The following is a 14,323-nucleotide window of genomic DNA, read 5'->3' on the forward strand; positions in this document are numbered from 1 at the left end:
CATATCAAATAAGGGCTATCTTGAATACAGCAGAAGCTGCATCCGAGATAACCCTTGTGTGGAACAGTGTATTGTATTATGCCAATTGTTATTCTTTCACAATCTGAAGCTTATATTCCTGCACCGTAACATGATCCTCCGCCTTAACCATGAGCTTCACCTCAGTGCGGCTATGTGGCAGCTTGATCTCGCGCGGGAGTGAATCCTCAATCAGAATCCCGTCTGCATAGACCAGGGCATTGTGATGGTGTGGTGTAACATTCAACTGTACACGGCTCGCAGCTTGCGGAACGCTCAGGCTATACGTGGTTATCCCGCCGCTGAAGGAGGTAGACAGCGTTCCTTCACTGAAGGCAAGCTGGCGCAGTCCGGCATTGTGATCATAACCGGTCATCATGCGCAGCAGGTCGAAGATGCCATTCTCCTTACCCGGAACCACGAATTTGACTTCCACCTCAGTCTTGCCGCCAACCGCTTCAGCAGGAATCAGATAACTCCGCTCGTAGAAGCTGCGGGCTTCATCCGTATGCATGACCTCGCTCGCAATCCGCTCACCGTCTACATAAATCGCTATTTTCTTACCATTATTTCCTGAGAAATAAGTGACCGAGAGGTAGTTGTCCGTACGCGGCGCCACCTTCATCCGGTAGCTGAACCAGCCGCCGTTCTCCGCTTTGCGGATGTTATATCCGTCCCATGTGGCTACGGAGGTGTTCTCTCCCTCAATGCCATGCTCCAGCTCATACTGATCATTGCCGACAGGCAGGCTGTCCAAGGTAGCATCCTGCACACGCTGCCGGATTTTGCCTTGTAAAATATGCTTCTGCAGCTCAGCCGAATCGGCCTCGACCAGACGCCAGTAGATGCCGTAACGCTCACTATGCTGCTTATAATGCGGGGTGAAGACCAGCCGCTGATCCTCATCCGTTCCCCGCAGTGCAAAGGCCAGTTCATCCTGCTCCAGCCGGACTGCGCGGTCCGAAAGCTGCGCCAGCCACTCCTGCGGGCTCTCGTTCACCGTCGTGATGAAGTCCTTCACCAGCATGTTGCGGGTCGGGACACTTACAGCAACCCCAGTAGCGGACACAGATAGATCACTCTGGCCCAGAGCAGCGCTCAGCACCACCGGCCCATACTTGAACGCGACCACCTGACGGGCATCCGGCAGGCTGAAATGTGTCAGCTTCATCGGCAGCTTGAGCTGAAGCGTGTCGCCGTCTTCCCATACTCTGTCCGTCAAGAGGTAACCTCCGCTGACCGCTGAGTTCACAGGCTGCCCATTCAATAGAAGCTCAGGTTCTCCTGCCAGCCAATCCGGCAGACGAAGCTTCAGCGTGGTGGACTGAGCCTGGGACTGCATCACTGAGATCTTGAACTCTACAGTATCGCTATAAGGCAGATTGGCCGACTGGATCAGCATCAGGCCGTGCGCAGCAGAATCCAGGGTAGAGCTAAGGTACTGGTTGACCACTATGCTGTCCGCATCATGGAAATACAGGCTGTCATTCAGCTTGGTGAAGCTCTCCATGCCGGTTCCCGTACAGCACCAGAAATGCTCAAACGGCGAGCTGTAGACCTTGAAATACCCGGTCGCCATAGGCTGGAAGTACATCGTCATGCCGGTATGCGGGTGCTGTGATGACACAATAGCATTCAGATACGTGTTCTCGTAGAAGTCGGCGTAACAGGGATCTCCCGTGAGTTTGAACAGCTCGCGGGTCAGCTTGAGCATATTGTAGGTGTTGCAGGTCTCCGCTGTGAAGTTGGAGCGTTCCCGGTCCAGCATATCCGGGTCACCGAAGTGCTCCCATTCGCTGTTCCCTCCGGTGATGTAGCTGTGATGATGAACAACCATCTCCCAGAACTGCACCGCCGCTTCCAGATAAAAGGCCTCGCTCTCCCCGAGCGTCCGGTAACGGTTCAGCGCACCGAGGAATTTCGGAATCGTGGTATTGGCGTGCTTGCCCTTGAGAATATCCTTGCCCTCATGGACAGGAGTGAACAGCGTCAGCTCGTCAAAGCTATGTGCGGCGCTTAAATGGCCTGCTTTTCCGGTGATTCTGTACAGGTCGTACAGGCAATCATTCATCCCGCCGTATTCCACCGATAATACACGCTGATGAACCTCTTCAGACCAGGAGGCTGTGCGGCGGTACACCCAGTCACCGAGCGTATCCGCGAGGTCATAGGCCGTTTTGCTGCCGGTAGCAGAGTAGGACGCGGTGAGTCCGGCGATGATTTTGTGCATCGTATACCAGGGGACCCAGGCCGGCTGCTTGTTCTCCACATGATCGAAAAGGCGTTCCTCGAACGCGGACAGGTAACCGCTCTCATGCTGGCACAGGGCCAGCTCTCCCAGAAGATAGTTCAGCCTGAGCGCCAGCGCGTCATCCCGCGTACAGGCATAGGCCTGGGACAGCGCCGACAGATAGTGGCCCAGCGTGTGTCCGCGGATCTCCGTGTTCTCCCAGCCGGGATATTTGTCGGCACGCTTCGGCAGTCCCCGGTTCTCGCGGAAGCCCGCCAGCAGGCGGTCTGGATCATAGCTGGTCAGATATTCGATCTCCTTGGCAAAGGCGTTCGCGATATACGGATCGGACACACGGACCTGGTCCATGCGGTATTCCTCGTACAAGGGCTTACCCTGAATCGGGGCCGCCAGAGGCTGATGGGGTGTAATTGTCATTTTGTATTCTCACTCCTATGGTTTCTGTAGGGTTACTGCTGGATGAACATCCTATATTAAGCTTATAGATAGAGGGGTTGGGGGTAAATAGTGATAGGATTGAATATGTGTGAAAAGGTTAGATTAGTGGGGGGAGACGCAAAAAAGCCACAACCGCTGCTGGGCAACAGGCTGTGGCTTGAGGTTATTTTATGGAAGGGATTAAGATAGCAGCTCCTTATGGAGTGTACTGCTGTACGATCGATACAATCTGGCCATCCTTAATCGTGAGGTGATAAGGCGAACCGCTTAGATCGAATACATCCGTCTTGGCGAATTCATGAATGAACTTCTCCAAAGTGAGCGACTCGTTCCAGTTCGTATCCAGGTCTTCGAGCTTGCCGGTGCGGTCATAGATCTGCATGGTGACCTTGGCATCCGGGGCTACCGTATAAGTAGTCAGCGTGTCGCTGTCGTTCACGATATAGTAACCGTCCGGGGCACCGCCGATTTCGGCTGCGGATTCCGGCTCCCGCTGGGCGAAGACCGCGTCGGCAGCTGCGCCTTCATACCATTCGATCTCATCCCCGGTAAGGGTCGTCTGACCGTTATGATTCTCTAAGGAATGTATATACACCGTCAGATGCTGGGCCAACCCCTCGCTCTTGGCATCAGCGGTTTTTATGGTTGTGCTTGCCGTAGTCACGAGGGAAAGGAACAACAGGACCAGAACAGGAAGCAGGTAGACGTTTTTGTTTTTTAACATTATGAATTTCCCCCTTGGCGTAATCTTACACGGCGTGAGTCTACACTCTTTATTTACCCTGCCGGAATATTCTCAAACTTGTTTATACCCTAATAAACGTTGGATCAGCAGAAATGTTGCAAAAGATTTTTTAACTGGGTATATATAACAAATATTCCGTCTTTGTCAACCTCTTTTGAACCGTTCAAACCAGATTGACCTGCCTAATTAAGGGATTTATGATATAGGAATATCTGGATTTTTACTAGAATATCTGGTTCTTGAGGGGCGGTATTGGTTTGCAACAGCACACTACAATTCAAACAGAACTGGCTGCTTTTCTTAAAAAAGAAGGCCAGACAATCAATCAGTTCGCAGGAATCTCCGGTGTCAATTCGGGAACGCTCAGCAGCATTATTAATGGTAACCGTCCTATTGCCATGCAGCAGCTGGACCGGATTACCGCCGGAATGGGGCTTCCTGAAGGAACATTTTATGAGTTATATATAGATGAATGTGTCGTACATTCCGCACCCGACTGGCGGCGGCTGGGACCCTTCCTGCACCGCTGTGCGGAGCTGGACAAGCTGGAGTGTATCCGGCAGGTGGTTCAAATCATCATGGACAATATTACATATGCCCCGCTCCTGTTCGATACGGCGGAGGAATTCTACGGGCAAGGCAAGCTTCAGGCAGCGGCTCTGCTGTATGAAGGGGTAGCCGACACTGAGAAATATCAGCATTCGGAGCGGCTGGCTCTGTGTCAGTACCGGCTGTTCATGATCCGGATCGGACAGAGCCCGGAGGTGGATTTCCGTGCGGCGACCCGGTTTGAATATTTTGTAGAGCGCCTGGAGGAAATAGACCAGTTGGAAGCGCTTCGGAAGCTGGCGGATATCTATATTGCTCTACAGCACTGGGAGAAGGCCAGACTACTGGCAGAGGAGCTCCGTCATAAGACATCTATCCAGTACGAAATTAGATTCTACAAAACGAAAAAGAAGAAGGAGCTGAGGCAGGCGCCCAGACCTCTTTGCTTCTATATACTGTATGCTTACTGGCTGCAATCCAAGGTATGCGAGGAATCCGGTGAATATGAGCGGGCGCTGGAATATGTGGGCCTTTACACTGAAATGAGCTGGATTGTCGAGGAATCGGAAGAGGTTCAGCAGATCCGGGCGCAGTTCAGCAGGCTGGGAACAGTCTACAAGTCTCTATACCGCCTGATGTGCGGTGAGCTGGAGGCTCTTCCCGAGGTGATGGAATCTATCGGCACCCCCGGGCTTGGACTGCTGGACGGGCTGCTTAAGGCAGTTCAAGCGGCTAACCGGTATGGCTGGAAGGTAGATGAGCTTATCAGCCGCTTCCAGCCGCTGCTTACGCCGGAGGGAACGGCCTCCGGGCAAGCCGAAGGAACTCCGGGCAGGGAGACGCTTGAGCAATATCCGGTACTGCTCTATGAGCTGGCGCTGTACTCTCTCAAAGCAGAGAAGATAGAGCAGGGGATACGTTATATCTTCGGGAGCCTGGAGGCTTCCGCCGCACTTGGCAGCATAGCCTGTGTGATCCGCTGTGTAAGATTATTCGAACAATTCCGGCCGCACGCTTCAGCGGAAGACCAGGATCGGTATAAGCGTCTGATCAATAAAGTCCAGCTGGCCCACACCGGAGCAAAGAGGACCACAGAATCCCTGCAGGAGTAACGAAGTATCTTTTTCATCCCATCCAATTCCTTCCTCAGCCTATTTTTGTGAATTTTGCAGGTTGTTGCTGTGTTTTTTCTGTTATGATAAGGACCAGTCAAGTTTATGGTAACATATTTAGGTTTTGGAAATGGGGTTCTGGAACGACGATGGAGATGAACGATACCGGCAGTTCGGCGATTCGCAATATAGAGGATGCCGCAGACCGGATGATAGAGCTGTTAAGCCAACTTTTCAAGTCAAACACGATTCTGATTTCGGTGCATGGTGTAAGCTCAGATCCCCTGCTGCGGGTGTTCAACCGGGAAGAGCTGTTGGGGCCGGATACACAGGGATCTGTGTTGTTTGATTCTATTGGCAGTCTGATCCTTCTGAATGACAATGGACCGTTACTGGTCTCTGATACGCATAAACAGCCCGCGTCCCCTGCACTTGACTTCATACACACACAGGGAGTACATTCATTCATTGGCGTTCCTCTGCTCACTGAGGATGGCGAATCTCTGGGAACGATCTGCCTGCTGGACCCTGCTGCCGGGCGGCATACGAAGGAAGACCTGGACCTCTTAAGCGCTATGGCTTATTTTTTCACCTATATTATGAACTTGGAACGGAAGCTTGAAGATTTGGAACAGCGGAGACAAACGAAAATGGATCTGTTCGCTATGCTCAGCCATGAAATCCGCACCCCGATGAACGGCATTATCGGCATGACCGATCTGATGATGACGACTGAGATGAACGAGCAGCAGCAGTATTACATGGAGATCATTGAATCGAGCAATGCCAAGCTGCTGCAATTCCTGAACGATGTTCTGGATTTCAGCAAGATGGAAGCGGGCAAGCTGCTCATTGAAAAGGAACCGTTCGATATTATTACCGCACTGGAAGAGAGCGTCTATCTGTTCTCCACCAAGGCTTTTGAGAAAAACCTGGAGGTTATTCTGAATGTGGATTCGGAGATTCCCCTCTATGTTCTGGGGGATGCCCCCAAGATACGCCAGATCATCATGAATATCGTAAGCAACGCCCTGAAGTTCACCCACGCCGGGGAAATTCTGATTGAGCTGAAATCCTTGCCTGTTCACCGTGAAGAAATAGGGATTAGGATCACGGTTACGGATTCTGGAATAGGTATAGCGCAGGACAAGCTGAAGCTGCTGTTCAACAAATATACCCAGGTTCACCAGAGCAGCGAGCTGCATCATTACGGAGGTACCGGACTGGGGCTGGCCATCTGTAAACAGCTGGTGGAGCTGATGGGGGGAGAGATCTCTGCGGAAAGCCAGGAAGGGACAGGGACGAAGCTGGAGGTCACGCTGTATCTTGAGAAATATACAAGCCTGCCCTCGATTCCCTTCGAGAAGGATGTGCTTGACGCAATTAAGATTCTGGTTGTGGATGATAATCAGACCAGTCTGGATGTCATCTCTTCGGTACTTGAGGACTGGAGCGTGGCAGTGTCTTCTGCCCGGACTGCCGGAGAGGCCCTGGAGCTTCTGGCGGCCAATAACGATTATGATCTAATCCTTATGGATAAGGATATTGCGGGGACAGAAGCCACAGAGCTTGCCAAGCACATGCGTCAGCTTGTTCCGGGCAGGAAGCTGCCCGTTATTCTGCTTGCTCCCCTGGGGACGAATCTGGACGAGGAGACTAAAGCGCAGTTTTCCTCCATCATTATCAAGCCCATCCGTAAGGTGCATCTGCTCAATAACATATTGGCTTTGCTGAAGCACAGTAAGCCGGAGTCCTGATGGCGCATACTCCTCCTGGTGTTCTGCAACCAGTGAGATATTCATAGCCATACTTAATATAGCCTGTTTGAAGCCGGTGCCTGCCGGAATTCAAACAGGCTATTTGGCGCAGGCGGAGAGGGAGGCGGCGGGTTGCCTTGTACATACGGTAGATCCATGCTCCGCATACGGTGAATTCACTATTTCGTGCGCTGCGTATTGTCGGACCGAACGTTCAGGTGACATAATCGAAGAGCAGGGCATCTGCACACAGGAAGGCGTGAACGACTTGAACTATTTCCGGAAGCAATCATTCCGCAGCAAATTAAAAACTGCATTCTTAGCCGTGATCCTCCTCTCCGTACTGATGACCGGGGGATTGTCGTATTCCATCTCGGCGGCGACTCTGGAGAAGAATGCGCTGAAGCTTACCCAGGATAATGTTGTCAAATCAGCGCAGATCATCGACGAGAAGCTGAACAAGCTGATGCTGATTATGATGACCTTCATGATCAGCCAGCCCTTTCACGATATGATGAGGGATGTCGTCACCGGGGACACGGGCCGGTATTATACTCACCTGAATGATCTTGATAACGTTTTCTCACAAGCGCGGATTGCGGAGCCGCTGATCCATTCGATCTATGTGTCCACGCCGATCGGGGAGTTCTACCCTTCCTCAATGAACCGGAACCGTCTGACGGAGTTCAAGGATACCTTACTATATGAGCGGATCGAACAGGAGAAGAAGAATACATGGGTTGAAGGCCATGAGGACATGCTCTTCTCCGGGAAGGAACGGGTGATTTCACTGATTCTGGAACCTATATTTGATACAGCGGTCCGCGGGGTCTATATTATCGTCAACATCCGTGAAGACGGCTTCCGCAAGCTGGTGAGCGGGGATACCGGCGGAGGGGCGCGCAGCTTCCTGCTGAACGCGGCAGGCAGCCCCGTCTATTCTGTGAAGGACCCGCTCGTTCTGCAGGCGGTGGAGGGCAGTGATCTGACCGGAATGATCAGCAGCAGCCGGGATCTCAGCAATACCTTCAAGCTGGGCGGCGAATCGTATCTGCTGAACTATGCCCATCTGGGCATTGCCGATTGGACGATGACCACGATCCAGTCCAAGTCTGGTGTGCTGAAGGATATGATCTATGTGAAATGGCTGCTCGTGGTGGTAGCCCTCTTTGCCTTCACTGTTACAATGATGGTATCAGGAGCTTTTACCCGTTATCTGCTGCGTCCGCTGCAAGGTCTGATGAAGGTGATGAAGCGGGTGGAGAGCAATGATCTGACGGCAAGATTCGAGAGCGGGGGCGGAGACGAGCTGGCCCAGGTCGGGATGCGGTTCAACCAGATGCTGGAGCAGATCGTAGTGCTGATCGGAGAGGTCACACAGGCGCAGACCAATAAGCGCTCGGCAGAGATCAAAGCCTTGTCGGCGCAGATGGACCCTCATTTCCTGTACAATACGCTGAATACGATCTACTGGAAGCTCAATCTGAAGCAGGTGAAGCAGTCGCAGAGCATGGTCATGTCGCTGTCCCGGCTGTTCCAGCTCGGGCTGAACAAGGGGCAGGAGATCACTACGCTGTCTAAGGAACTGGAGCATGTCCGCATGTATCTGGAACTGCAATGCAGCTGCTATGAAGGGCTGTTCCGTTATGAGATTTATGTCGAGGATGAAGCGCTGGTTACCCTCCCGATTCCGCGTATTCTGCTTCAGCCGCTGGTGGAGAACTGCATTCTGCATGGCTTCCGTAACCGGGAGAGCGGGGGGCAGATTGACATCGAAGTCTTCGATGAGGGAGCACGCTGGTGTATCAAGGTCAGCGACAATGGAGCTGGTATGGATGAGGAGGCGGTCCGTGCATTGTTCCGGCGGGAATCGGAGAAGGGCTATGCCGTATCCAATCTGATCCGCAGGCTGCAGCTCTACTATGGGGACAGTGCAGCATTACGGGTGGACAGCGGGCCGGGCCGGGGGACGGCGGTTATTATATCTTTACCCAAACGGGAGGAGCATCAGGATGGACGATCATAGCGTAACCCTCTGTATCATTGATGATATTAAAAGCGTGGTGGAAGGCCTGACCTGTATGAATTGGGCGGAGCACGGCATCCGGGTGGCAGGAACAGCGGCCAACGGTGAGGATGGGCTGGACCTGATCGGGGAGCTGCGCCCGGATCTGGTCATTACGGATATCCGTATGCCAAGGATGGACGGGCTGGCCATGCTGCGTGCCGTACTGGAGCACCACCGGGACTGTAAAATCATTCTGGTCAGCGGATATGCCGACTTTGAATATGCGCAGCAGGCTGTACAGCTTGGCGCGTTCGACTTCGTGGTCAAGCCGTTCACGGAAGAGGAGATCATGAAGGCGGTGCTGCGGGCAAAGGCGGAGATTATGGAGCAGCGTTCCAGGCTGGATACGCTCCGGGAGATGGAGAGCAAGCTGCGGGAGAGTCTGCCGGTGCTGCGGCAGGAATATTTCGCTCTGCTGGTCAGCCACAGAACGGCGTGGGAGCAGGCGAAGCCGCGCTGGGAATTCTTAGACATCGATCTGAACCCCAAGGGGTTCGTGGTGATGCTGCTGGAGATCGATCACTTTCAGGAACGGGCGGCAGAGCTGTCGATCCGCGAGGTGGAGCTGATCCGCTTCTCCCTGCTGAATATCACCCAGGAGACCATTGCCGGGCATACGCGCTGCGTGGTGTTCCGGGCCAAGCATAACCGCTATCTTGCGGTGATGAATGACTGTGGTCCGGCCAGTGCAGTGGAGATTGCCGAACGCTGCTGCAAGAACATTGAACGGTATACCAAGTTCACGGTATCTGCCGGGGTAGGAGGCCGGGTGGAGGAGACCAGCGAGCTGCCGGATTCCTACCGCCAGGCGCACCGGGCGCTGGCCCACCATCTGTTCACCGGAGGCAACGCGGCCATTATGTATGATGATGTTCACCAGAACGGAAGCCAGGAGCCGCTGGCGCTGGAATACAAGGACGAGCTGCTGCTGGCGCTGCGCTCCGGCAATGTCAGCCGGACTGGCGCGATCCTCGCAGCGATCTCAGAATCGCTGCAGAATCTGAGCTCCGGGCACAATCCCGATTATCTGCTCGTTCTGTATGAGGAGCTGGCCGCATCAGCGATCCGCACCTTCTATGAGCTGGTTCCGTACGGGGAGATTCAGCCGCTGATCCAGCGGTTCCGGGCGGTGCAGGGAACAGCGGGGCTGCCGCTTGCGACTCTCCAGCGGCTGCTGCTGGAACTGTGTACAGAGGGGGCCGCCCTGGTGCGCAGGAGCAGCCTGTCCGAAGGGCAGAAGGTGATCTATGAAGCGGTAGAGTATATTAAGGGCCGCTTGTCCGAGGATATCAGTGTCGGTGAATGCGCGGCGCATGTTCATCTCAGCACCAGCTACTTCTCCAGCCTGTTCAAGAAGGTGAACGGAGTGACCGTTACCCAGTATATCACCGCAGAGCGTATTCACCGGGCCAAGCTGCTGCTGGTGGAAGGGGCACAGGTGCAGGAGGTGGCCTCCGCTGTGGGGTATGAGGAGCGCAGATACTTCAGCGAGATGTTCAAGAAGATCACCGGCCAGACGCCGTCGGAATTCAGGGCGGGGTACCACCCGGACCGCCATGAGGAGTCCTACCCGTGACAGCGTCCGATCCGCAACGGTGCAGCGTCCTGTATGCCAATTACTTCACACACACGCAGCCTCACTCCGTTCAGTATCAGGACGGGTTATCCTTCTATCTCTTCAGACTTCAGATGGAAGGGACCTGCCGTGCGCTGGTAGGAGGAGTGTACGAGACGATCATCCCCGGCGATCTGCTGATCTATGCTCCGGATCAGCCGTACGAGCTGATCGTACAGCCCCGCAGCGCTCCAGGCTCTGGCGGAGTTCAGCCCGCCTCGGATTATTTCCTGATCGCCAGCGGCGAGTGGCTGGACTCCTGGTGGCAGGACCGCAGGCTGCCGGCCCGGACGAATATCGGCTTCGACGATACGGTCATTACCTTATGGAAGCATATTGCCGGCGAGAAGAGGAAAGTAATGCAGCATCAGGAGGAGCTGATGGATTGTCTGCTTAGAACGTTCTGTCTGACGCTGGAGCAGATCGTTCAGGCACGGCGGCGCACCAAAGGGGCGGAGACCGCCTACAGGCTGAAGCAGTTCATTGACAATCATGCCCATGAACCGCTCAGCCTGGAGCAGATCTCCGCCTCCGCCGGGTTAAGCATCTCCCGCGCTTCCTCCCTGTTTAAAGCCGCTTTTGGCCAATCGCCGTTCGCCTACTGCATTGATGTCAGGCTGAGGTCTGCCGAGCAGCAGGTGCTCTACAGCACACTGTCACTGGAGCAGGTTGCCGACAATGCGGGCTTCCAGAGCTACGCCCATTTCTGCCGGATGTTCCGGGAACGGTATGGCGCTCCCCCGGGAGAGTACCGGCGCAGCTTCGGCTTCCGGTTCAATCCCGGGTGAGTCCGGTGGTGTACAGAACCTGATTGGACTCAAGCAGTACCGCTTGCAACTGTCCATACTCCACATCCTGAATCATGCCGTCCGCCTCAAGCGCCAGTACAGCAGCGGCCGCTGCCGATTGTCCCAGAATCATGAAGACCGGCTCCATCCGGATGGAACCGTAGGCCGCATGAGTGGCAGACAGGCAGACCGGTACGATCAGGTTAGTGCATTCGCTCCGCTTCGGCACCATCGCCCGGTAGCTGATCGGATAAGGCTCGTCTAACCGGATATAGAATCCGCCCTCCGTGCTGACATGCCCGTCTTCGTTCACATAATACTGCGTATGATGCGAGTCCATGGCGAAGGAGCCCATTCCGGCGGAATCCGGCACCGGGTGCTCCCGCCTTACATCATGCTCCGTCACCACATAATCTCCGGTCATTCTGCGGGCCTCCCGGATGTAGAGCTGAGACGGCCAGTGGCCGCTATCGGTGAATTCGTCAAGCGGCAGGCCCCACGGCTTGTAGGCCTCCCGGATCTCCTCCGGCACCCGCGGATGGTTCTGGATCGTCCAGACAACCCCCTGCTGGTAGATGCGGTGGGCCTCCCATATCTTGTCCCGCGCCGCATAATCCGCCTCTGGATAGCAGTGGTTCATCCCGTTGTAATCGGTAGAAATGCCGCTGTTGTTATTGGAATCGGTCTTGTCCGCAGTGACCCGGTTCAGCTTAAAAAAGCGTGAGCGCTGCCCCTGCTCAATGGCCCGGAACAGAATCTCATAATCGGCTTCGTTATAGCCCTCAGGCTTGCTGATCATCAGGCGATTGCCCGGATTGTCTGTCAGACACATGCGGAAGTTATAGGCTTGCAGCTTACGGTCTCCCTCGCCGGCATCGCCGCCACGGTCCGCATTTACACGCGGGAGTAGTCCGCTCGAAGGCATTCCTTTTATGACATAGGGGTCAATTCCCGGAGGGAGCTCGTTCAGTTCAGGGCCGGGCTGAATGCCGTTTAATGTCTCCCCATACTGTGCGTTCGGCTCCCGGCCGACCACATAAGACACACCGGAATGGCCCATAAGGTCTCCCTCATAAGAGGCGTCAATGAACATTTTGCCGTGATAGACCTTCCCGGATTCCATGGTAATGGAGGTGATTCTTGAGCCTTGCCGGGTCACCCCATTCTTAAGCTCCAGCCTTTCCCCGCAGACGACTTCAAGGTTATGCTCCGCCACCCAGTCCTGCAGCACCTCAAGCGCAACCTTGGGCTCGAACAGCCAGCACGCTCCGTCCTGCGCATATTTCTGCGCAATCCGCTGGTAGAATTCCAGAGACAGGCCGCCGACTGCCTCTTTCATTCCCACATCCGTATCGCCCAGCCCTCCGGTGGTCATGCCGCCGATCCTCCGGCTCTGCTCGATGACGACCACACTTTTGCCCATGATAGCTGCCTGGACAGCCGCTGTAATGCCTGCAGCCGTTCCGCCGTATATGACAAGATCATACTGTTTCATCCGGCTCATCCTCCTTCGTGGTAACGATTTTGCCTGCAAAAATGATTATAAGCCGTTGCCAGGACCCGCGTGAATGATGGATCTTCCTTTTTCAGTTGACGGATCTTACTGTTTTGTCCGAAAGTCCGTTTTCAGGGGAAAAGTCTTTTGAATTCGCGGATGGCCTATGATAAGTTGTTTGCTGAAAAACGGAATATGCCCCTGCTTCAGGAGGCGGACCAGGAGGAACTATGAAACCACAATTTCGCTATTTGAGCAAACCGGCGCTTGAACCTGTACCAGGCTGTGACTGGGCGGACAAAATGGTGTTGAATCCGGCGATCATTCAGGACCCTGACTCGAATGACATTCATATGCTGTTTCGGGCAACGGGCCCGTGGCCGCAGAAGAGAAGAGAGGGCTGTCATGATCCCTATCCGATTTTTTTGGGCTATGCGCGGAGCAGGGATCGGGGAGAGACCTGGGAGGCGGATTTTTCAAGACCTGCCCTGGCTCCGGCCCTCGGGTATGAAGAGCATGAATTGTACATTACGGACATTTACGGAAAAAGAGTGCGGAATTATGCCAACGGTTGCGTGGAGGACCCCCGTATCTTTTATATCGGGAACGAGCTGTATGTCACGGTGGCCTGCCGGGCCTTTCCCCCTGGCCCCTACTGGCTTAGCAGCCAGCAGCCTCCGGTCCAGACGCGCTTTGAATATGTGCCGGATTGGATCTTTGCGGGAGAGAGTACAGATCCGTTCATTCAATCGGCCCGGGCGAATGACACGGTCAGCGTTCTGTACAAGCTGGATTTAGCCAAGCTGAAGGAGAGGAAATATGAAGACGCTTTCGTGTATGTAGGCCCGCTTACCGAGGGGCATGTCAGCGATAACCGTGATGTGTTCCTGTTTCCTGAGAAGATGAGGATTGCAGGTAAATGGCAATATGTGATGCTGCACCGGCCGATGAATGTCCTTCCTTTTGCCGGAGGGGAGCGGGCGGGCAAGCCTTCTATCTATCTGGCAGCGGCAGAATCGATTGCGGATTTCGCTTCACCTGCGGCAGTCCACCGGCTGCTGGCCAGTCCGCTGTTTGATTGGGAGGAGGATCGAGTGGGGGCAAGCTGGCCGCCGATCGCCTTGGGGGATCAGGAGTGGCTGGTGGCTTATCACGCGAAGAAAAATGTGCAGTTTGGCTATACCCAGTCCTTCATGATCCTCAAGGAGCAGGACAATGATTTTCCGGTTATCATTCACCGGTGCTCTGACCGTCTGATGTATGCCGAGCGGGATTGGGAGATGCCGGAGGATTACCCTACGCCTTGTCTGTTTACCACGGGTGGTATTGTCGTGGGGGAGGATCTAATCATGTCTTATGGCGCTGCAGATCAAAAGGCGGGTATCGCTTGGGTCCATTTTGCGGAATTATTGGAGTATATCCGGACATTTGATGAGAACGGCATCCTGCTGTAACGGGAGAGCCCGGCCGCTGCCGCCTGCCGCAAA

Annotated in this window: 9 protein-coding genes; 6 read left to right on the forward strand and 3 right to left on the reverse strand. The window is 54.4% G+C overall.

Annotated elements, in window-relative coordinates:
- Window positions 1-88 precede the first annotated feature (88 nt).
- Window positions 89-2,686 (reverse strand): beta-L-arabinofuranosidase domain-containing protein, encoded by a 2,598-nt coding sequence (locus tag MKY12_RS06410; RefSeq protein WP_339313219.1) that lies wholly within the window; start codon window positions 2,684-2,686, stop codon window positions 89-91.
- Between the two features lie 217 nt (window positions 2,687-2,903).
- Window positions 2,904-3,431 carry a hypothetical protein gene (locus MKY12_RS06415; protein ID WP_339313220.1) on the reverse strand — a complete coding sequence of 176 codons (528 nt, stop codon included), beginning with the start codon at window positions 3,429-3,431 and terminating at the stop codon, window positions 2,904-2,906.
- A gap of 278 nt (window positions 3,432-3,709) precedes the next feature.
- Between MKY12_RS06415 and MKY12_RS06420 the strand changes: the two genes are divergently transcribed.
- The 5 genes from MKY12_RS06420 to MKY12_RS06440 all read left to right on the forward strand — a co-directional run bounded on the left by MKY12_RS06420 (window position 3,710) and on the right by MKY12_RS06440 (window position 11,341).
- A complete protein-coding gene (locus tag MKY12_RS06420; RefSeq protein ID WP_339313221.1) occupies window positions 3,710-5,113 on the forward strand; it encodes a helix-turn-helix transcriptional regulator in 1,404 nt (467 codons plus the stop codon).
- Between the two features lie 149 nt (window positions 5,114-5,262).
- On the forward strand, window positions 5,263-6,870 hold the full coding sequence (locus MKY12_RS06425; RefSeq protein ID WP_339313222.1) for an ATP-binding protein: 1,608 nt from the start codon (window positions 5,263-5,265) through the stop codon (window positions 6,868-6,870).
- 259 nt (window positions 6,871-7,129) lie between these two features.
- Window positions 7,130-8,896, forward strand: coding sequence for a sensor histidine kinase (locus MKY12_RS06430; protein WP_339313223.1), 1,767 nt, complete (start codon window positions 7,130-7,132; stop codon window positions 8,894-8,896).
- Complete coding sequence (locus tag MKY12_RS06435; RefSeq protein ID WP_339313224.1) at window positions 8,883-10,514, forward strand: response regulator; 1,632 nt, start codon at window positions 8,883-8,885, stop codon at window positions 10,512-10,514. The genes MKY12_RS06430 and MKY12_RS06435 overlap by 14 nt, the downstream gene beginning before the upstream one ends.
- A complete protein-coding gene (locus tag MKY12_RS06440; RefSeq protein WP_339313225.1) occupies window positions 10,511-11,341 on the forward strand; it encodes an AraC family transcriptional regulator in 831 nt (276 codons plus the stop codon). The genes MKY12_RS06435 and MKY12_RS06440 overlap by 4 nt, the downstream gene beginning before the upstream one ends.
- Here the strand turns inward: MKY12_RS06440 and MKY12_RS06445 are convergent.
- A complete protein-coding gene (locus MKY12_RS06445) occupies window positions 11,328-12,836 on the reverse strand; it encodes an FAD-dependent oxidoreductase (RefSeq protein WP_339313226.1) in 1,509 nt (502 codons plus the stop codon). The two genes, MKY12_RS06440 and MKY12_RS06445, sit on opposite strands and share 14 nt — an antisense overlap.
- Window positions 12,837-13,066: 230 nt before the next feature.
- On the opposite strand from MKY12_RS06445, the gene MKY12_RS06450 reads away from it, so the two are divergent.
- A complete protein-coding gene (locus tag MKY12_RS06450; RefSeq protein ID WP_339313227.1) occupies window positions 13,067-14,290 on the forward strand; it encodes a hypothetical protein in 1,224 nt (407 codons plus the stop codon).
- The last annotated feature ends 33 nt before the right edge of the window (window positions 14,291-14,323 follow it).

The sequence above is a fragment of the Paenibacillus sp. FSL M7-0896 genome, assembly GCF_037975415.1.
Classification (GTDB): domain Bacteria; phylum Bacillota; class Bacilli; order Paenibacillales; family Paenibacillaceae; genus Paenibacillus_AQ; species Paenibacillus_AQ silagei.